This window comes from Candidatus Nitrospira bockiana (assembly GCF_965152565.1).
Window position 1 is genome coordinate 654,824 of record NZ_OZ224215.1, and the last position, 19,684, is coordinate 674,507.

Consider the following 19,684-nt stretch of genomic DNA (forward strand, 5'->3'; position numbering starts at 1 on the left):
GAGACGGACGAGCCGGATGGAGATCGACTTTCCCTTTCACATCGACGATCGCAAGCGGTCGGCCTCGACCACCGACGAGGAGCATGTGCGCGACCTGATCGAGCAGCTCATCTTCACCGCGCCCGGAGAGCGCGTGAATCGCCCCGCGTTCGGCAGCGGGCTCCAGCAACTGGTGTTTGCGCCGAACAGTCCCGAGCTGGCGGCCACGCTTCAGTTCCTCGTCCAAGGCGCGCTCCAGCAGTATCTGGCCGAGGTGATCCAGGTGGAATCGGTCCGAGTCGAGACGGTGGACTCGACTCTGCGGGTCCAGGTCGATTACGTGATCAAGCGGACGCAGCAGCGGCAGACCGCCCAGTTCAGTACCGAGGGAGCATGACGACGCAGTACGTGTGCCGCAATCTCCGACGCCGCGACCTGGTTCGTGCGGCGACCGACGAGAATGGCCACCCGTTCCTGAACGGCATCGACTTCCTCGAAGTCTCGCCGACCGACCATCAGACGTTGATCGTACACTTCATCCACAACCTGCCCGGACAGCCCAACGGGGTCCCCTCAGGGCCGGTTCTGACCGCCGACAACTTCCGCATCGAGGGCGGCGTCCGGCTCACCGACGTGCGGGTCGACACGGTCGCCGCCACGTCGGGCCACGTCATCACGCTCACGCCCAACCACGCCGGCGACTTTTCCACCTACACCTTGCGCCTGGTCAGCTCGCCCGTCATCGAGGATCCGCCGGTCGGGTTCGATCCGATGCTCGCCGAGGTCGAGTTCTCGTTCAAGATCCACTGCGACAGCGACTTCGATTGCGCGCCGCGAGACGAGTGCCCCGAGCGGCCCCTCGCCGCGCCCTACCTCCACTACCTCGCCAAAGACTATGCGAGCTTTCGCCGGCTGATCCTGGATCGCCTCGCCGTCGTCATGCCGGATTGGCGCGAGCGAAATCCCGCCGACCTCGGCATCGCGCTCGTCGAGGTCCTGGCCTACGTCGGCGATCACTTGAGCTACTTTCAGGATGCAGTGGCGACCGAGGCGTATCTCGGCACGGCGCGCCGGCGCGTGTCCGTGCGTCGCCATGCGCGCTTGGTGGACTATGCCATGCACGAGGGGGTGAATGCGCGCGCGTGGCTGGTCTTCGAGACCCAGGCGGATCGAGGAAGCGCGCTCTCGCCGGCGGTCCCGACATCGGCCCGCGTCATCGCCGCGTCGAGCCCGGCGACGACCGACGGCGGGGCGATCGTGTTCGAGACGTTGCACGAGGTGACGACCCTCAAGGTGGCCCGCAACGCCATCGCGTTCTATACCTGGGGCGATACGAAGTGCTGCCTGCCGAAGGGCGCCACGCGCGCCACGCTCGACGGCGCCAAGGCCGTGCTCGACCTGAACACGGGCGATGTGCTGATCGTCGAAGAGGTGCTCGGGGCGGAGAGCGGCTTGCCCGAGGACGCCGACCGCACGCATCGCCATGCCGTGCGCCTGATCGACGAGCCCGTCGAGCGCATCGATCCCCTGACGAAGAGGGTCGTCCTCGACATCGCCTGGCACGCCGACGATGCGCTGCCCTTCCCCCTGTGCCTTCACGAGTTCGACGATGGCGCCGGCGGCGTCATCCGCGCCGCGGTGGCGCGCGGCAACGTCGCACTGGCCGATCAAGGCTTGACGTTCACGGCCACATCGGCGGGCGAGAGTCTCGTGCCGCCGACCGTGCCGGAGGGCCGGCCCTATCGGCCGTTACTGGCGCGGCGAGGCTTGACGCACGCGGCGCCCTACGACCATGCGGATGCCCGGCGGCGGCCGGCGGCCGTTTCCCTGCGCGTGGACGTGCGTGATGTCCTGCCCGCGGTCCTGCTGCGTGGCGAAGGCGAGATCTGGCGACCGCGGCGTGATCTGCTCGGCAGCGACCGGTTCGCGCCGGACTTCGTCGTCGAGATGGAGGAGGATGGCGCGGCGTCTCTGCGGTTCGGCGACGATGTCCTGGGGCGCCGACCCTCGGCCGGCACGGCGTTCAAGGCGACCTATCGTCTCGGCAACGGAAAGGCCGGCAATGTGGGTGCGGAGGCGCTCACGCGGCTCGTGCCGCCGATCGACGGGGTGAAGGTGCGGAACCCGATGGCGGCCGTCGGCGGCGTCGATCCCGAGCCGATTCGAGAGGTCAAGCTGTACGCGCCGCAGGCCTTCCGGACCCAGGAGCGAGCGGTCACCGAAGCCGATTACGCCGTCGCCGCGCAGCGCCATCCGGAGGTCCAGCGGGCGGCTGCGACGCGGCGGTGGACCGGAAGCTGGTACACGATGTTCGTGACGGTGGACCGGCGGGGCGGGCGACCGGTGGACGCCACGTTCGAGCAGGCGCTGCGTGACTTTCTCGAACCGTTTCGGATGGCGGGCTACGACCTGGAGATCGACGCCCCGCGCTACGTTCCGCTCGACCTCGCGCTCTCCCTCTGCGTCGTGCCGCATACCTACAAGGCGGTCGTGAAGCAGGCGCTGCTCGACGCGTTCAGCAACCGCGACCTGCCCGACGGCTCCCGCGGCTTTTTCCACCCGGACCACTTCACGTTCGGCCAGCCGGTCTATCTCAGCCAGATCATCGCGCGGGCGATGGCGGTGCCCGGCGTGCGGAGCGTGATCGGCGTGGATCGATTTCAGCGGTACGGACAGGATCCTCATGGAGAGATCGACGAGGGCTTCATTCCCATGCATCGACTGGAGATCGCCCGGTTGGACAACGATCGGAACGCACAGGAGAACGGCCGCCTGGAGCTCGTCCTGCTCGGCGGGCTCTGACGCGGCCCGGAACATTGGCAGCAGACATGAGTAAGAACGAGTTAGATTCCTGCGGCTGCTGCGATCCGAACCTCCCGGCGCCGCTCGTTCACAACCCGCCGGGCCTGCCGTCGCTGGCGTATCGCATCGGCACACAGCCCGCCTTCCTGCGCCGCATGCTGAGCCGGTTGCCGCACGAAGGGATCGAAGACGCGCCGAACCAAATCCGGTATCCGCTCGCCCGGCTCGCGACGCGGGCGAGCGATGACCCGGCGATCGCGCTGTTGGACGCCTGGGCGACGATCGGCGACGTGCTCACGTTCTACCAAGAGCGGATCGCGAACGAAGGCTTCTTGCGGACGGCGACCGAACGCCGCTCGATCCTCGAGCTGGCGCGGCTGATCGGCTACGAGCTGAGGCCCGGGGTCGCCGCGAGCGCCTACCTGGCCTTTGCGATGGAGACCGCGGAGGGAGCCCCCGCGAGCACCGTGGTCCCCAAAGGGACGAAGGTCCAGAGCGTGCCGGGTCAGGGCGAGCTGCCGCAGACCTTCGAGACCGACGAGGATCTCACGGCACGGATCGAATGGAATGAGCTCAAACCGCGGCAGATGCGTCCGCAGGAGCTGGCCATCAACAACGGCAAGCTCTACCTGCTGGGTGTGAGCATCGGGTTCGCCGGCGGCGCGACGTCGCTCGATGCGGCGCAGACCCATCCTTTGGACGGCGGCGCCCCGCTGCCGAGCACCGGCACCGTCCAGGGGCTGGAGGTGAACGTCCTCTACGTGGCCGGCACGAGCACGAATCTGAAGAGCGGCGACGTCGTCCTGCTCGTGGGACGCCGGGCCAACGGCACGACGACCCACACCGTCGTCAAGACCGTCCTCCGGGTCACCGAGGAAAACGAGCTGAACCGCACCAAGGTCGAGTTCGACGTCGCCGCGCCGTCGTCCGCGGGCTTGACGCTCGGGGGGCAGATGAAGGCGCAGGCGAATCTGCAACAGATGACGCTCGACTCGCAGTCGGTCGATCAGCAGATCGTCGGGCAGACGTGGAAGAACAACGAGCTGACGGCGTGGTTGACCGTGCAGGGGTGGAGCGCACAATCCGCGCTGGGCTACATCTACGGCGCCTACAACTACCCGAAGCCGAAGACGCAACTGCCCCCCGGGGCGCCGGGAGCTTTCGCCATGCGGGCCAGGCTGGGCTTCTTCGGCCACAATGCCCCCGCCTATGCGAGCCTGACCAGCACGGTTCAAGCCGCCTTCTATCCCTGGGACACCGGAAGCGGGCTGTCGATCTGGAAGAGCTCGCTCAAGCCGTCGACCTCGCCGCCGTCCACGGCCCCCTACTACGTGGATGCCGACTGCTTCCTCGAGCGTTCGGTTCCCGGGATCACGAACAACAGTTGGGCCGTGCTCGAGTTGCCGACCAAGCAGTTCACCGTCTTTCGCGTCACGGCGGCCGCCGAAGCCTCGGTAGCGGGCTTTAGTCTCAGCACCAAGGCGACCGGCTTGACGCTCGCCACCGGCGAGACCGGTGCCGACCTTGGGGATACGACGAGCGACAAGAGCGAAAGCTTCACGGTTCGCAAGACGACCGCGCACGTCCTGGGCGATCGGCTGGTGCTGGTCCAATTACCGGTCGAGGAGCCGATCGGCAAGGGGACGCCCGAGCAACACCACCTGATGCTCGACCGCATGGTGCTGAACTTGAAAGAGGGCCAGCCGGTCGCGGTGAGCGGCGAGCGGGACGACCTGCCCGGCGTACGCGTGAGCGAAGTCGTGATTCTCGACACCATCGAGCACAGCGGAGGCTTTACCACCGTGTTCTTCAAGTCGCCCGGTCTCCGGTTCACCTATGTGCGCAAGACCGTGACGATCAACGCGAACGTGGTGCTCGGGACGCACGGCGAGACGGGCACCGAGGTGCTCGGGAGTGGAGATGCGACGCAGCCCAACCAGCGCTTCGTGCTGAAGAGATCGCCGCTCACCTATACGGCCTCCTCCGACCCCTCCGGCGCGGAGAGCTCGCTCGATGTTCGCGTGAACGGCATCCTGTGGGAGGAGGTCCCGCACCTGTTCGGCCTCGACGCCAAGAGCGAGGGCTACGTGATTCGCCTCGACGACGACGCGAAGGCCATGGTGCTCTTCGGCGACGGCGTGCACGGCGCGCGATTGCCGACCGGGGCCGGCAACGTCACGGCCACGTATCGGAGCGGCATCGGGCTCGCGGGCATGGTGGGGGGCGGCAAGCTCACGCTGCTGATGACGCGCCCGCTCGGCATTCGCGGCGTGACGAATCCGTTGCCGGCCTCGGGGGCGGCGGACCCCGAAAGCCGCGACGCGGCCCGGACGAATGCGCCGCTGACGGTCTTGGCCATGGGCCGCATTGTCTCCCTGCAAGACGCGGAGGACTTTGCCAGGGCCTTTGCCGGCGTCGGCAAGGCGCAGGCGATCCCCTTGTGGCGTCACGACGTGCAGTGGATCCATCTGACCGTCGCGTCCGATGCGCCGGTGCCGAGCGAGGACGGCACCGTGACGGCGCTGTCAGATCACCGGATCGAGGCGACCTCGCCGCTCAAGCTCCATCTCGTGGAGGCCATCGAGCGATCCAAAGAGCCGTCATTGCACCTCCGCGTGGACACCTATCAGCCGGCCTTTTTCAACCTCAGCGCGAAGGTCCTGATCGATTCCCGGTCTCTCTGGGCCGACGTGGAGGCGGCGATCAAGGCCGCGCTCACCGAGGCGTTCGGGTTCGAGCGGCGAGCGTTCGCGCAGCCGGTGACCAAGGCCGAAGTCGTCCGTACCATGCAGGCCGTGGCGGGGGTCGTCTTCGTGGACGTCGATGCCTTGCATCGGTTCGATCAACCGCCGTCCCCGCTGACCACCGGCGTGCTGCCGGCCGACGGGGTCGTCTGGGAAGACGAGCAGCCGGAGCCGACGAGTCTCACGCAATTGCTGGTCATCAATCCGCTCGGCATCGTGCTCACCCCCGTCGCACCGGAGGCGGCCCAATGAGCCGTCTGTTCCAGCTCCTGCCGGCGGTCTATCGCTTGCGGGATCATGCGCAAGGAGACCCCCTTCGTGCGTTGCTGGCCGTGATCGAGCGCGAGGTGGACCTCGTCGAAGGGGACATCGCCCGGCTGTACGACAACTGGTTCATCGAGACGTGCGAGGAATGGGTGGTCCCGTACATCGGCGACCTGCTGGGCGTCCGTGGCCTCTTGCCGACGAAGGACGGGACGTTCAGCCAGCGCGGGTACGTGGCGAATACGTTGGCCTATCGGCGGCGGAAAGGCACCGCCGCCGTGCTCGAGCAACTCGCGCGCGATCTCACCGGCTGGCCCGCACGCGCCGTCGAATTCTTCGCGCGTCTCGTGACGACCCAGTACGTCAACCACGTCCGCCTCGCGGCGCCGGCCACGATCGATGTCCGCAGCGCCTATGCGATGCAGTTCGTGAGCACGCCATTCGAGCAGGCGACCCATACCGCCGAGGTCCGGCATATCGACAATGGGCGCGGCACCTACAACATCCCCCATGTCGGGCTGTTTCTCTGGCGGTTGCAGAGCTCTCTGCTGACCGACGTCACGGCACGCCGGGTCGACGCGACGCGTTTCACGTTCGATCCGCTGGGCGGCAGTCACCCGCTCTTCAACGTGCCGGAGACCGAGACGGGCCTCACGCATTTGGCCGAGCCCGTCAACGTGCCGATGCCGATGTCGCGCCTCACGCTCCATCACGACCTCGCGCGCTACTACGGCTCTGGTGACGAAGTGAACAGCCTGCTGGTGAAGGTCGGGACAGTCCCGCAGGGCGCGGACCGCATCGTCGTGTGCGATCTTGGCGATGCGGGCGGCGGGAACTGGGCGCACGGTGCACCGGCGGGCATGATCGCGGTCGATCCCCAACTCGGCCGCATCGCCTTCGCCGATGCGCCAACGGGGGAGGTCTCGGTGAGCTTTGCTCATGGGGTCGGCGGGGATCTCGGCGGCGGGCCGTACGACCGGCGGGCGTCACTGACCGAGGTCCTCAAGGCCGGCACGACGTGGCAGGTGGGCGTCATGAGAAACCCGCCCCCGGCTCAGACGCCGATCAAGGCGACGTTGACCGACGCGGTGAAGGAGTGGAACCAGCAGGCGCCCGGATCGCGCGGCGTCATCGTGCTGATGGACAGCCGGACGTATGAGGAGGATCTCATTACGGCTCAGACCCGCATCACGATTCCCGCCGGCAGCCAACTGCTGATCGTGGCCGCGCAGTGGCCGGAGGAAGAGACGGATGATCCGTTGATTCCCAAGGCCCGGCTCACCGGCCGGTTGACGCCGAAAGGCGTGCGCCCGCATCTCAAAGGCGCGATCGAAGTCGTCGGGACGGCCCCTTCGACGAGCCCGACCCCCGGCCGGCTCATCCTGAACGGATTGCTCATCGAAGGCGAGCTGCGCGTGCTGGCCGGCCACCTCGGTGAGTTGCAGATCGCGCATTGTACGCTCCCGCCGCCCGCGGCCGGCTTCACGTGTCAGAGCAACCCCGATCTCGCGGTGACGTTCGCGCGCACGATCGTTGGGCATCTGAAGCCAGGCCAGGCGGCGCGTTCCGTCACGATCCGGGACAGCCTCGTGGACGGCGAGATCGAGGGGCGTGCCCTGACGGTCGACAGCAGCACGATCTTTGGCGAGACGCAGGCTCAGACCTTGGATGGCAGCAATGCGATGTTCGTCGGCCGCGTCCAGGTCGAACGCCGCCAGGTCGGGTGCGTGCGCTTCAGTTATCTCCCGTTGGAATCCGAGGCGCCGCGCCGCTTCCACTGCCAGCCGGTTGACGACCCAGGCGTGGCGATCGTCGCGCCGCAGTTCAGCTCGACGGCGTTCGGCGACCCGGGCTACGGCATGCTGGCCACGACCTGCCCGCCGGAGATCGCCATGGGTGCCGATGACGAAGGGGAGATGGGGGCCTGGCACTTTCTTCAAGCGCCGCAGCGCGTCCGCAACCTTCGCCTGGCGCTGAACGAATATCTGCGCTTCGGCCTCGAGGCCGGCATCTTCTTCGCGCCCCAGCGGCCACGATAGACGATCTTGGACAGGAGGAGACAGGAGCCACGATGAAAGCTGATCTCAGTCGTTCGACCTATCGGTCCTCGAACCATTACAGCAGCGTCCGTCTGCAGCAGGGGCGCGTTCTGCTCGACGCCGAGTGGAATGAACAGGTCGACATCGGCCTGCACGTGGATCGGACGGCGACCGGGGACGTCGTCGGCCCGTGTGGCGCGCCCAAGCACGCGCCGAACGAGTTCAAGCACTTCAAGGTCGCCGTCGAGCAGAACGGACAGGATTTGCGTATCGCCCCCGGGCGGATCTACGTGGACGGCCTCCTCTGCGAGAACGAGGTTCCCGATGGACTGCTTTTCACCCAGCAGAAGGATTGGCCCGGTGCTGCGCGGCCGACCGCGAGCGGCTCGTATGCCGTCTATCTGGACGTCTGGGAACGGCATCTCGGGCCCGTCGATCAGCATGGCGATGCCTTCCCGTCCCTGCGCGAGCCCGCGTTGAACGGTCCCGATACGGCGACGCGTACGCGGGTGGTCTGGCAGGTGAAGCTCGCGCCGGTCGATACCAAGAGCTGCGGAGCCTTCACCAAGCCGGCCGAGCCGACGGGCCGGTTGCGGGCGCAGGAGGTCAAGTCGGCTATTCCCGCCAACGACTGCCTGGTGCCGGCGGGGGGCGGCTACCGGCGGCTCGAGAACCAGCTCTATCGAGTCGAGATCCACGACGTCGTGCAAGGGACCGCGTCGTTCAAGTGGTCGCGGGATAACGCGAGCGTCGTCTCGAAAGTGAAGGCCATCGATTCGGCGGCGCTCACCATCGTGGTCGAGGATCCCGGACGCGACGAGGCGCTGGGCTTTGCCGGCGCCGAATGGGTCGAGCTCGTCGACGAAGAGCGCGTGCTCCGAGGAGAGCCGGGCGCCTTGTTCGAGGTCAAGACGGTGACCGGCGCCTCGGTGACGGTCTTGAATCCGAGCAACCTGAGCCTCGCCGTCGGGACCAACCCGACCCTGCGGCGTTGGGACGGCCGGGGGACGGTGGCCGCCAACACCCCGACCGAGTTGGAGGACGGCGTCCAGATCGAGTTCGATGGCGGCACCTTCGGCAGCGGCGATTATTGGCTGATCCCGGCTCGCACGCTCACGGGCAAGGTCGAGTGGCCGAGGGACGGCGGCACTCCGCCCGCTCCCGTCTTCGAGAAGCGGCATGGGACCGTGCACCACTATTGTGTGCTGGCGGTGGTGGACTTCACGGGAGAGACGTTCGACCAGCCGATCGATTGCCGGACGCTCTTTCCACCCCTGACGGCGCTGACCGCCTCCGACGTGGCGTACAATCCGGCCAAGTGTGCCAACTTGAGCAACGCCAAGACGGTCCAGGAGGCGATCGACATCCTCTGCACGGCTTCCGGCGGCCAGGAGCCTGGGATTCGCATCGAGAAGGTGACGCTGCTGAGCGGCAAGCCGCTGCAGAACGATACATTCGTCGATCCCAGGGAGCTGGCGAGAGGCATTCGTATTACGTGCGACAAGCCGCTCTTTCAGAACAGCGTGCGCAACCAGAAGGGGCTGCCCAATCCGGTCTGTTTCGTCACCCTGGATCTGCCCTGGCCGATCGACGCCCAGGACCGGCAGTTGTGGAAGGTCTCGAGCGCCGGGTTCGTGGGCTTTCAGCCCCTCACCCTCGCCGCGAACGTCAATGCCGACGATGCCGACATCTTCTGGACGCCGCTCACCCAAGCGCCCAACAACGTGCAGCTGTGGTTGGCCGAGACCCTCCTGAGCACCCTTGCCGCGCAGACGCACGGTCAGGTGCAACGCGTGCTCGCGCGGCTCAGCCTCAAGGGGAACTTCATCTGGGGGCCCAACGAGCCCAAGGAGTATCTGGATGGCGACGCGTTCGGCATTCCGACCGGGCAAGGACAAGCGACCGGGATCACACTGCCGAGCGGCAACGGTCGGCGCGGGGGCGATTTCGAGATGTGGTTCTGGCTCGCACAGACTCAGACGCCGACGGTCACAATGCCCACGTTGACGGCGACGGTGACCCAGCCGACGTTGACTGTCACCCTGCCGACGCTCACGTTGACGCCGCCGACCCTGACGTTTCCGACGATCGTGACTCCCCCCGCGGGCCCCGGCGTCGTCGGCCCCACCGAGATCGTCCGCCCGCGGCCACGGGGCGGCCAGGCCGCACCGCTGACGTCGGTGAGGGGCTTGACCAGGAGTCAGGTGAGGAAACTCAGGGAGGCGGGCATCGAGGATGCCGCGGCGCTGGCCCGCACGGACGCGGCGCGGATCGCCGAGGTCCTGGGCTTGGAGGACCGTGCACGGGTACAGGCATTGATCGAGGAGGCGAAGCGACTGTCAGGATCGCGATGAGGGTCGCCTTCCTGCATCCCTCCTATCCCAACCAGTTCACGCGCATTGCGCACCGCCTCGCGCAGCGCGAGGGGTGGGAACCGCTCGCCTTCGTCCATGACGCCTTCGCCGAATCCGTCCGGCGGGACGAGCCGCCGATCGCGTATTACGGCTTTCACGACCTGCCCGACCCGCCGTCGGGCAACTACTACACGCAAAGCATCGAGGACGGGCTCCGCTGCGGAAAGGCCGTCCTCGATGCCCTGGCCCACGTCCATGCCGCCGACAAGGTCGACGCGGTCGTCGGGCATGCCTCGTTCGGCACGACGGTCTACATTCGCGAGGTTCTCCGCATCCCGGTCGTCGCGTACGTCGAGTTGCCCGGCCATGTGCCGCTCTACTGTCGCGACGAGTTCCCCGCGCAATATCCGCAGGTCCTGATGGACGTGGCCGTGCGGGCCTTGATCCATGCCGCCGTGGTGGAGGCCGATTGCTGCCTCGTCCCGTCCCGGCATGCGAAGCGGCTGTTTCCCGAACCCCTGCAAGGGAAGGTTCGCGTTCAGCCCGAAGGCTTCGATCTCCCGGCGATGAGGACGGACAAGCACGGGCTCAGGAAGAAGCTCGGAGTGCCGGATGACGGGCCCGTGGTCGGGTTCGCGGGGCGAACGCTGGAAGCCGTGCGCGGGTTCGATGTCTTCGTCAAGGTGGCAAAGGCGATCTGCGGCGCACGCCGCGACGTCGCGTTCGTGGCGATCGGCGAGGAAACCACCCTCTATGGCAACGAAACCGCGTACCTCGGAGGCAAGTCCTTCAAACGACATGTGCTCGAGGCCGAGGGCATGGACGACCAGGCGATCCTGTTCAAGCCGTTCCTGCCCCATGACGAGTTCGTCGAGCACCTCCAAGCCCTGGACCTGCTGCTGTGCCCGCTCTTCGAAGGAGCCGGCAACTGGGGTCTGTTCGAGGCCATGGCGGCGGGCCTACCGATCGTCGCGTCGAACCGGTGCTTCATCCCGGAGGTGATCGAGCACGAGCAAGACGGGGTGCTCTGCGATCCGGAAGACATCCCGGCCTTTGCACGGGCCGCGTTGGACCTGCTCGCGGCCCCCGAACGAGCCCACGCGTTTGGGCTGCGGGCGAGACGGAAGATCGCCGAACAGTTCTCGATCGAGCGCGCCGCCGCAGGCTACGCCGCCGTCATCGAAGAAGCGGCCTCGATCGGGCGCACACCCGGGTTGGATGCCGCACGAAAGGGGTCGACCCTGTAAGGTGTCCAGAGGCAGTACTGTAGCGAGATCGATGCGCGCGCTTCCCGCCGTTCTCGGAACTCGTTGCGCCGCTCCGAAACCTTGCTCGGGCGGTTACAGCTTCAGCGTGAGCCAGGCCATGACGCGGCGTTGAATCAACTCGCCCAGCGGATGCTCTCGGTGCTCGTCGTTCAGGGCATTGAACACCGAGACGGCCACTTCTGCATTGTTCTGCCAAAAGCGGTAGCCGGCACGGAGTTGCAGCAGGTTGTAACTGCCGACGCGAGAATCGGGGGGAGTCACGCCGAAGGGGACAAAGCCTAAGAAGGCCTGGCTGATTCCGTACGTTGGAAGTCGGACCGCTTCCGTTGTCAGCGGGAAGGCTGAATAACTGTAGGAGTGTAAGAAATATTTACATTTATGTACGTATTTTCTGGGCGACGCCATGTGTGCTGCCAACCTCTGAATTTATTTGGCTGATCTCCCGAATATTTTGACCTCCCCCATGCGTCCTGCCGCTGGTGACTGTCGAAACTCTTTACAGGGCCCGCTCTCCAATTCCTTTCCTCACCAATAAAAACAAGGGTTACTACCTAGCACGATCGTTGCCTGCTACGACTCGGGGGGCGTCCGACGGGTCTGCCTCGAAAAGGCTTTGCCGATCTAACGAAAGGAGATCAGCGACAAAGGTGGATGGAGGCAGTCCTCCTGGAGAAGGGCATCTAAGTGAAAGCACCAGCGCACTGATCATGAAAGGAGCAAGAGATGAACGCCGAGATTCGTAAGATGGGACTAGAGAGACGTGAGCTGACGGCAAGAACCGCCACCGCGGCGTGGATCTTGGCATTGACCCTCGCTGTCATACCGACCACGGGGCGAGCCGCACTCGTCAACTTGGGACCCGGCTCCTTTTCTCCATTAGCATCGGTCATCGAGTTCGATGAAGTTGCGTTGGGCACGGTGAACCCGGTCTACAACTTCGTTGGGGTACCTGATCTGGGAAACGTGACCGTGTCATTTGGTGGGCACTTTATCGGTCAGGCGGCTGGCGGTGGATTCCCGAATACCTTGATTGACACCACCCCAACCGGGCCCCTTGCCCTCGACCCTCTGGCGCCTGTCACGCAAACGGTCAATGACGGTGCCCCGGGTGCAACCAGCCCCGTTTTGAGCGGCACGCCGACGTTCAACGGACCAATCTCGATTCTCTTCAGTCAGCCCGTCGCAGGCGTCGGATTGAAAGGCGGCTTTTTCGATGCGGTTGGTGCGACCACCATCGAAGCCTTCGACGCCAATGGGGTCAGTTTGGGCACGATCACCAATTCGCAGACGGGCTTTGAGTTTTACGGCTTGGCGATCTTGGGAGGGGGCAGCGCCATCAGCGGTGTCTCCTTTTACATTACCGGCAATGAACCGGCCGGCTTTCAGATCGATAACGTAACGTTCGGATCGGAGCGAGTGATCATCCCGTCCGTCCCTGAGCCGGCGTCGTTATTACTCATGGCTACAGGTCTGGCCGGCCTTGCGTTCTTTGCTTTGAAGCGGAAGGTGAACAGCTAAGCCATTGGCGGAGCCGCTCGGGGCTGAAGTGTCGCTGCCGGGCGGCTCGGCCGAGAAGGAACACTCCCGGTCCGGTGCAATCAACGCGCGCACCGAGTGTGACGTCCAGGATGCCGGGCTTGTTGGACGACGATTGCACACCTCAGTACACCAACCCTCTATTCTCCCTTTTCTTCCTTCGGGAGCACTGCTCTCGTCTACAGCTTGAGGGTCAGCCAGGCCATCACGCGGCGTTCGATCACCTCGCCCCGCAAGTCCGCATGACACGGCAAGAATAACTTGAAACGGGCAAGTCGGTTGAGACGACCTCCTTGTACGTTGGGGCCCTCAGGTTAGTTCGCGTAGCGCTGACCGTATCGTCTCTCCACGCCGCCTGCCTGCTTGCGGTCCGACCCGGTACACTGGAGGAGTCTTGGCTTTGGTGGGAGCGGCTAGGTCTGTGCCGTGGCGGTTCAATGGCCCGGTCCACTGCCGGGCCCCAGTGATCGGGCAAACTCCGTCTGAGGTGAGAGTGAAGAGCAGAAGAAGTCGAGGTCAGGATGCGCGACGCAACCTATAAGGGGTACCAAATCCGGCTCCTGTCGTATCACATTCAAAAGCCGAACAAGTGGCAGCCATGCGCCTCGATCAGCTGGGGACCGCGCGACAGCGATCACCATCGTCTGACCCGAGGGCCGATGTGTGCCACGCAGGAGCAGGCCGACGCCGTCGCCCGAGCCTACGCGGTGTCGTGGATCGAGGAGCACATCAAGGCAAGATGTTCCCACCCCGTGGAGGAGTGATTCGCGTCCTGCCAACCGGGTCCATGCCCTTTCTCCTTGCCGCCGATTCCTGACCTGTATCGTCGGCCTCGTCGGGCTCCCTCGGTGTCACGCTCTTCAGGGTGGTTTGGGACGAAGTCCGTCAACCGAGGTGTGTCGGCACGCCGCCCGTAGCGCGAAGACTCCATCCGAGTCATCCGTCGCTCAGAGGCGAAGGAGATCCAGGCAGGGACGAGGCCCCTGGGTCAAAAACCTCGGAGGCTGCTCGCCGAAATACGGCGAGGAGTGTTTCGTGCCGAGCACGAGGCAGATGCCTGCAGAGCATGTGCCGCAGTAGAATGGCAGACTCCTAGGACCGCCCATGCCCGACAAGCCCGTCCTGCCCGCCGATCGCCATCTGCCCTTGCTCACGCTTGGCGCCCTCGGCGTCGTGTACGGGGATATCGGCACCAGCCCGCTCTACGCGCTGCGCGAGTGCTTTCATCCGACTCATGGCGTGCCCGTCAGCGAGGCGAACGTCCTCGGCGTCCTCTCATTGATCGTGTGGGCGCTGGTCCTCGTCGTCACCGTGAAATACATTCTGTTCGTCATGCGGGCCGACAATGACGGGGAAGGGGGCATCCTGGCGCTCATGGCCCTCGCGCAACATCATAGGCCGACGGCGACCGTGGCCGCGCTCGGGGGCGTGGGGGTTCTCGGTCTCATCGGCGCCTCGTTTCTTTACGGCGACGGGATCATCACGCCGGCCATTTCAGTCCTGAGTGCCGTGGAAGGTTTGGAGATCTCGATCCCTGCGTTGCAGCCGTATGTCGTCCCGATCACGGTGCTGATCCTGGCCGGGCTGTTCCTGGTTCAGTATCGAGGGACCGGCCGCATCGGGAGCATCTTCGGCCCGGTGATGCTGCTCTGGTTCGGGACAATGGGTGTGCTCGGGCTTCTCAGCGTCGTCCGGAGCCCGCAGGTCTTGCAGGCCGGTAATCCCCTCCACGCCGTTCGCTTCCTCATCCACCATGCGAGCCAGGGATTCGTGGTGCTGAGCAGCATATTTTTGGCGTTGACCGGGGCCGAAGCGCTCTATGCCGACATGGGGCACTTCGGAAGACGACCGATCCAGGCGGGTTGGTTTGCGATCGCCTTGCCGGCCCTGCTGTTCCAATACTTCGGGCAGGGCGCCCTACTGCTCCGTGATCCCGCCACCGTCAGCAATCCCTTTTATCATCTCGCCGCCTCCTGGATGCAGTACCCCCTCGTGGCGCTCGCGACCGTGGCGACGATCATCGCGTCACAGGCCATGTTGACGGGCGTCTTTTCGTTGACGCTGCAGGCGGTGCAACTCGGGTATTTCCCGCCGGTCGATATCCGGCACACCTCCGAACGACAGATCGGCCAAATTTATGTCCCGGCGCTCAACTGGTTCATGGCGGTCGGCACGATCAGCTTGGTGGTCGCCTTCGGCTCGTCGAGCCGGCTTGCCTCGGCGTACGGCATCGCGGTCTCCGGCACGATGGTGATCACGACCCTGCTGATGTATGCCGTCGCCCGGCATGTCTGGAAGTGGCGGGTCTTCCTTGCTGGCGCCGTCGTGGCCGGGTTGGCGGTCGTCGACCTCTCGTTCTTCGGCGCCAACGCCGTGAAGATCCCGCACGGCGGCTGGTTTCCCTTGGTCCTCGGGGCCTTCATGTTCACCTTGATGACGACCTGGCACCGCGGCCGCGCCATCGTCATGCAGCACATCAACACGCAGTTTCCGCCGTTCGATCGCTTCGTGGAGCAGGCGCTGGCCACCTGTCCTGTCCGCGTGCCCGGGTGGGCGGTGTTCATGACCACGCGCTCGGACGCCACCCCGCCGGCCTTTCTCCAGAATGTGAAGCACAACAAAGCGCTCCACCAGCATCTCATCTTCCTGACGATCCTGACCGAGAGGGTGCCGCACGTGCCGTGCGAGAAGCAGTTGGAGGTGCGGCCGATCAAGGACTCGGTCTATCGAATCCTCGTGCGGTATGGGTTCATGGACCGGCCGAACGTGCCGCAGGCCTTGCGGGATTGCAGCGTGGAGGGGCTCCACGTGCCGCTGGAGGACACGACCTTCTTTCTGAGCCGCTTGACGTTCCTGGCGACGCCGAAACCTGGGATGGCCCTGTGGCGGGAGCACCTGTTCGTGTTCCTCACGCGGAACTCACAGCGATCGAGCTCGTACTTTCAGATTCATCCCGACCAGGTCGTCGAGATCGGGCTGGTGGTGGAAATCTGACAGGACCTCGCTCATCCCGCTCCACGCCGGATCCTCATGCGGATCTTCAACAGCTCGGCCTGGACCCTGGCGTAACACTCGCACGTCACCCGCTCCAGGCCCGCCCGATCACAGATACGGATTCGGGTCGTGTCAAACGTGATCAGCTTCTTGTGCTGAAAGTGAGCGAGTAACTCTCTCAAGCGGTGCGGGGAAATAGCGAGAATACCGGCGATGAGCTCTTCGGGCAGAGGAAACTCCGTGCTCTTCGTTTGGTCGTGCTTTCTCAGCAACCAACGTGCAAACCGCTGTGAGTCGTTGTGGACGATATTGCAGGCCGCAAACTGAAACACCTCGACCAAGAAGGCGTGAGCGTAATGATGGATGACATGGCGGACGGCCGGCTTCGTCTTCACAACGTGCCAGAAGGTCTCGGCATCGATCTTCACGAGATGGCCTGAGCCGAGACAGACGGCCCGGGCGAACGCTTCGTCGTCGTCATACAGGAGCCGGATGCCGATCATGCCTTCGTTGCCGATCGCAAGGACCTCCGCCATCTGGCCGTCGTTCATGACCGTGATCAGCGAGATGACCGCAGTCGTGGGGAAGTACACGTCCCGGAAGATGTCTCCGGGGTCAAACAGCGTCTGACCGACGGCCACCGTGATATCGGACAGATGGGGATGCAAGACGGCCAAGTCGGCCGAAGGGAGTGCGGCAAGAAGCTGGTTGGTGGTTTCCACCGGCGTGCTCATGAACGACCTCCTAGGGAGGGAGACAGGAGTCTAGGGAGCCAAGGAGCCGGGCCTTGCTCAAGGGGGATGTGCGGTCGTGCGCCTGAGAAGAAGAGGACACCCGCGCGGCAGGCAGGCCGGATGATTGCTGAGCAGACGACGAACTCACACGCCATCACCGGCCTCCAATGAGCTTGCCTGAAGTGGAGCAAGCTTGGGGTGACGTGCAAACCAAGCCAAAAAGAAAGGCGTCCCCCACGACTGGGGAGGACGCCATTGTCCATCTCCACTCGAACACCGCCCTCGCTCGAGACGCCGTTGTTTCGAGCCGCCCGTATCTACCACGAGGGGGCACTCGAAAGCAATTCAGCTCTGAACGATGGGATCGCACCCTGATCGGGCATTCTTGCCGTCGGAGCTCCAACCGCGACCAAGAGCTGCGAGATGGCCGAGTCTTCGCCCGTTACGATCCGACTCGCCTTGAGGGCGCCGGTTGGTGTACAACAGGGGCCCACAAAGGAGAGCATCATGACGATGGAAGCCAAGACGAAGGTGTCGGATTTGCTCTTCGGGCGGTGGCGCAGCCAGATTCTGTATGCAGGCGTCAAGCTCGGCGTCTTCGAGACGTTGAAGGACGGTGCAAAGACGGCCACTGAGATCACGGACGAGCTCGCATTGGACCGGGCCCTTGGCTATCGGTTGCTCAGAGCCTTGGCGAGCCTCGGCCTGCTCGTCGAGGAGCCAGGCCGCCGGTTCCAGTTGACCGACGCGGGGCGGTATCTGTTGGCCGACCACCCTGAGACCTTTCGCGGCATGGCGCTGCTGGAAGAAGGGCCGGAACATTATGCCCTCTGGAAGCATCTGCCGGACATGGTGCGCGACGGGAAGCAGAACGCCTTCGTGCGGGAATTTGGGCGGATGGCGTTCGAGCATGCGGAGGCGGACGCGACGTACGCCGCGGTCTTCAACGAGGCGATGAGCAGTTATTCCACGGTCCAGACGGCGGCGGCCATCAAGGCGTTGGCCGGGGTCGATTTCGGCTCGGTTCGCACGGTCTGTGATATCGGCGGAGGGCACGGCCATCTCTTGTGCGGGATCTTGGCCGCGCACGCCCACCTGGATGGGCTCGTCGTGGAGCGACCAAGCGTGATCCGGAACCCGGAACACCTGTGGGCGACCAAATTGGGGCTGGCGGATCGGTGCCGCTACGTTGCCGGGAACATGTTCGAGGCGGTTCCGCCCGCCGACGTTTACTTGATGAAATTGATCATCCATGACTGGAACGATGAAGAATCGGTCCGGATCCTCTCGAACGCCTATCGGGCCGCGCCGGTCCACGGACGCATGTTTCTGATCGAGCACGTCGTGCCGGAACCCGGGACGTCCCATTTTTCGAAGCTGTTCGACATCCACATGATGTGTTGGGGCACGGGACAAGAGCGGACGGCTGACGAATATGCCCGCTTGCTGGAACGGGCCGGTTGGCGGTACGAGGGAGTCCGCCCGATGCTCGACGGGCTGATGGGGATCGTCGGGGGTGTCAAAGCGGCCCAATCACGGTAGGCTCATCGACGGCATGCTGCTCATGGATTTCGGTCTGCGCATCGCGGTCGCCGTGCTGCTCGGGGGCGCCATCGGCTTGGAGCGGCAATGGCGCCAGCGGGGCGCGGGACTCCGCACGAACGCCCTGGTCGCGCTCGGCTCCGCGGCCTTCGTCGCCCTCTCGACCATGATCGTGGAAGATCAGGGAGCGGCGCGGGTCGTCGGCCAGGTGGTCACCGGAATCGGCTTTCTGGGGGGTGGCGTCATCCTTCGCGAAGGCCTGAACGTCCGGGGGCTCACGACCGCCGCCACCTTGTGGTGCACGGCCGCGGTCGGCACGCTGGCGGGGGCCGGCTTTCTCGGCGCCGCCGTCGTGTCCTCGTTCGTCGTGATCGGCACGAATGTCTTCTTGCGGCCGATCAGCGTGGTGATCAACCGGCGGCCACTGAAAGCCTCCGAGGTGCAATCATCGTATCGCTTTCAACTGACCTGTCTCAGTCAAGAGGAGCACCGCATCCGGGCGGTGATGCTGCAGGCGGTGGGGCGCAAGGGTCTGGTCCTGCAGGCCATGCGCAGCGAAGAGGTGAGTGAGTCGAACCAATCCCGCCTTCAAGCCGATCTCGTCATCAGCGGCGGTCAGGAGCAGGTGCTGGAAGAATTGACGACCCGCCTGAGCTTGGAGCCCGGGATTCGCGCCGTCAGTTGGGAGATCCTCGACCGGAACGGCAAGGACGAGCTGCAGGCGTGAGCCTTCCCTGACAGCCACCATCCGCTCGACCGAGAGCTGACGTGAGCCTGGACGTGACCGGGCCGCTGTGCTGGGCGTTTCTCGGGAGACCGCCCGCTTCCTTAGACCGGCCTTCGCAGGTGTTGCTCCGATAGACCGGCGCCGCCGCTTCTGATGTCGTCCTGGCCATGGGGCTGGGAAAAGAGGCACTACGGAGGTGGCCGATGGACTCCAAGATCGAGAACGGCAAGGAAGCGCGTGGGGCGGGGCCCAAAGGGCTACGGGTCCAAGAGCCGATCGAGCAGCGCAGCCCGCATACCCAGGCCAGTGGGGGGAAAGATTTCGAGGACTATCCGGGCTCCGGCCCGCTCCCGGTCGGGAATGCTCCCGTCCATTCCATGCAGGACTCGGAGAAAGAGGTCCAGATCGGCGTGGAAATGGAGAGCCCGGCCGGGGCCAATCCCGGTGCCGTCCCGAATACAGGGCCCTCGCGGGCCGACCTCGATCCTGAAGCGAGGGCGGCGACCACGAGACCCGGCGAGGGTCGAGCGCACCGGTAAGCCAGCCCCATTCCGGCGCTTTCCAAGGAGCCGAAGGTACGGGGCTGAGCCCGGAGCCAAGGCCGGGGCTCTGCGTACGCCGGCGCCCTATCCCGAAAACAGACTCGCCTCGACACGTCGTGGAGGGATCTGCCGGGCGCCGACATCCCGGCCGTCCAGGTA

14 protein-coding genes are annotated in these 19,684 nt (G+C 65.2%); 12 read left to right on the plus strand and 2 right to left on the minus strand.

The window, feature by feature from the left end; translation table 11 throughout:
- Positions 1 to 16 precede the first annotated feature (16 nt).
- The 6 genes from ACWHYV_RS03500 to ACWHYV_RS03525 are packed head-to-tail and all read left to right on the plus strand — an operon-like array spanning position 17 to position 11,429.
- Complete coding sequence (locus tag ACWHYV_RS03500; protein ID WP_447979270.1) at positions 17 to 376, plus strand: GPW/gp25 family protein; 360 nt, start codon at positions 17 to 19, stop codon at positions 374 to 376.
- Positions 373 to 2,781, plus strand: coding sequence for a putative baseplate assembly protein (locus tag ACWHYV_RS03505; RefSeq protein WP_447979271.1), 2,409 nt, complete (start codon positions 373 to 375; stop codon positions 2,779 to 2,781). The genes ACWHYV_RS03500 and ACWHYV_RS03505 overlap by 4 nt, the downstream gene beginning before the upstream one ends.
- A 26-nt stretch (positions 2,782 to 2,807) precedes the next feature.
- Complete coding sequence (locus ACWHYV_RS03510) at positions 2,808 to 5,777, plus strand: putative baseplate assembly protein (protein ID WP_447979272.1); 2,970 nt, start codon at positions 2,808 to 2,810, stop codon at positions 5,775 to 5,777.
- Complete coding sequence (locus tag ACWHYV_RS03515) at positions 5,774 to 7,828, plus strand: hypothetical protein (RefSeq protein ID WP_447979273.1); 2,055 nt, start codon at positions 5,774 to 5,776, stop codon at positions 7,826 to 7,828. The genes ACWHYV_RS03510 and ACWHYV_RS03515 overlap by 4 nt, the downstream gene beginning before the upstream one ends.
- A gap of 32 nt (positions 7,829 to 7,860) precedes the next feature.
- Positions 7,861 to 10,182 carry a DUF6519 domain-containing protein gene (locus tag ACWHYV_RS03520; protein ID WP_447979274.1) on the plus strand — a complete coding sequence of 774 codons (2,322 nt, stop codon included), beginning with the start codon at positions 7,861 to 7,863 and terminating at the stop codon, positions 10,180 to 10,182.
- Positions 10,179 to 11,429, plus strand: a complete 1,251-nt coding sequence (locus tag ACWHYV_RS03525) for a glycosyltransferase (RefSeq protein ID WP_447979275.1) — start codon at positions 10,179 to 10,181, stop codon at positions 11,427 to 11,429. The genes ACWHYV_RS03520 and ACWHYV_RS03525 overlap by 4 nt, the downstream gene beginning before the upstream one ends.
- 93 nt (positions 11,430 to 11,522) lie before the next feature.
- Here the strand turns inward: ACWHYV_RS03525 and ACWHYV_RS03530 are convergent, their stop codons facing one another.
- Positions 11,523 to 11,711 carry a hypothetical protein gene (locus ACWHYV_RS03530; RefSeq protein ID WP_447979276.1) on the minus strand — a complete coding sequence of 63 codons (189 nt, stop codon included), beginning with the start codon at positions 11,709 to 11,711 and terminating at the stop codon, positions 11,523 to 11,525.
- Between the two features lie 462 nt (positions 11,712 to 12,173).
- On the opposite strand from ACWHYV_RS03530, the gene ACWHYV_RS03535 reads away from it, so the two are divergent.
- The 3 genes from ACWHYV_RS03535 (at position 12,174) to ACWHYV_RS03545 (ending at position 15,980) form a co-directional block, all read left to right on the plus strand.
- The gene (locus tag ACWHYV_RS03535) at positions 12,174 to 12,968 is read left to right on the plus strand and encodes a PEP-CTERM sorting domain-containing protein (protein WP_447979277.1); all 795 of its coding nucleotides are present in this window, start codon (positions 12,174 to 12,176) and stop codon (positions 12,966 to 12,968) included.
- A gap of 539 nt (positions 12,969 to 13,507) precedes the next feature.
- Complete coding sequence (locus tag ACWHYV_RS03540; RefSeq protein ID WP_447979278.1) at positions 13,508 to 13,750, plus strand: hypothetical protein; 243 nt, start codon at positions 13,508 to 13,510, stop codon at positions 13,748 to 13,750.
- Positions 13,751 to 14,090: 340 nt separating this feature from the next.
- Positions 14,091 to 15,980 (plus strand): potassium transporter Kup, encoded by a 1,890-nt coding sequence (locus tag ACWHYV_RS03545; RefSeq protein WP_447979279.1) that lies wholly within the window; start codon positions 14,091 to 14,093, stop codon positions 15,978 to 15,980.
- 11 nt (positions 15,981 to 15,991) lie between these two features.
- Here ACWHYV_RS03545 and ACWHYV_RS03550 read toward each other — a convergent pair whose 3' ends face one another.
- Positions 15,992 to 16,714, minus strand: coding sequence for a Crp/Fnr family transcriptional regulator (locus ACWHYV_RS03550; protein ID WP_447979280.1), 723 nt, complete (start codon positions 16,712 to 16,714; stop codon positions 15,992 to 15,994).
- Positions 16,715 to 17,221: 507 nt separating this feature from the next.
- On the opposite strand from ACWHYV_RS03550, the gene ACWHYV_RS03555 reads away from it, so the two are divergent.
- From ACWHYV_RS03555 to ACWHYV_RS03565, 3 genes are all read left to right on the plus strand, one after another.
- Positions 17,222 to 18,256, plus strand: coding sequence for a methyltransferase (locus ACWHYV_RS03555; RefSeq protein ID WP_447979281.1), 1,035 nt, complete (start codon positions 17,222 to 17,224; stop codon positions 18,254 to 18,256).
- A 13-nt stretch (positions 18,257 to 18,269) separates the two neighbouring features.
- Positions 18,270 to 18,983, plus strand: a complete 714-nt coding sequence (locus ACWHYV_RS03560) for an MgtC/SapB family protein (protein WP_447979282.1) — start codon at positions 18,270 to 18,272, stop codon at positions 18,981 to 18,983.
- A gap of 203 nt (positions 18,984 to 19,186) precedes the next feature.
- On the plus strand, positions 19,187 to 19,522 hold the full coding sequence (locus tag ACWHYV_RS03565; RefSeq protein ID WP_447979283.1) for a hypothetical protein: 336 nt from the start codon (positions 19,187 to 19,189) through the stop codon (positions 19,520 to 19,522).
- Positions 19,523 to 19,684: the final 162 nt, after the last annotated feature.

Coding starts and splice junctions, on each gene's coding strand:
- ACWHYV_RS03500 (WP_447979270.1), top strand. CDS start 17: ATGGAGATCGACTTTCCCTTTCACATCGACGATCGCAAGCGGTCGGCC.
- ACWHYV_RS03505 (WP_447979271.1), top strand. CDS start 373: ATGACGACGCAGTACGTGTGCCGCAATCTCCGACGCCGCGACCTGGTT.
- ACWHYV_RS03510 (WP_447979272.1), top strand. CDS start 2,808: ATGAGTAAGAACGAGTTAGATTCCTGCGGCTGCTGCGATCCGAACCTC.
- ACWHYV_RS03515 (WP_447979273.1), top strand. CDS start 5,774: ATGAGCCGTCTGTTCCAGCTCCTGCCGGCGGTCTATCGCTTGCGGGAT.
- ACWHYV_RS03520 (WP_447979274.1), top strand. CDS start 7,861: ATGAAAGCTGATCTCAGTCGTTCGACCTATCGGTCCTCGAACCATTAC.
- ACWHYV_RS03525 (WP_447979275.1), top strand. CDS start 10,179: ATGAGGGTCGCCTTCCTGCATCCCTCCTATCCCAACCAGTTCACGCGC.
- ACWHYV_RS03535 (WP_447979277.1), top strand. CDS start 12,174: ATGAACGCCGAGATTCGTAAGATGGGACTAGAGAGACGTGAGCTGACG.
- ACWHYV_RS03540 (WP_447979278.1), top strand. CDS start 13,508: ATGCGCGACGCAACCTATAAGGGGTACCAAATCCGGCTCCTGTCGTAT.
- ACWHYV_RS03545 (WP_447979279.1), top strand. CDS start 14,091: ATGCCCGACAAGCCCGTCCTGCCCGCCGATCGCCATCTGCCCTTGCTC.
- ACWHYV_RS03550 (WP_447979280.1), bottom strand. CDS start 16,714: ATGAGCACGCCGGTGGAAACCACCAACCAGCTTCTTGCCGCACTCCCT.
- ACWHYV_RS03555 (WP_447979281.1), top strand. CDS start 17,222: ATGACGATGGAAGCCAAGACGAAGGTGTCGGATTTGCTCTTCGGGCGG.
- ACWHYV_RS03560 (WP_447979282.1), top strand. CDS start 18,270: ATGCTGCTCATGGATTTCGGTCTGCGCATCGCGGTCGCCGTGCTGCTC.
- ACWHYV_RS03565 (WP_447979283.1), top strand. CDS start 19,187: ATGGACTCCAAGATCGAGAACGGCAAGGAAGCGCGTGGGGCGGGGCCC.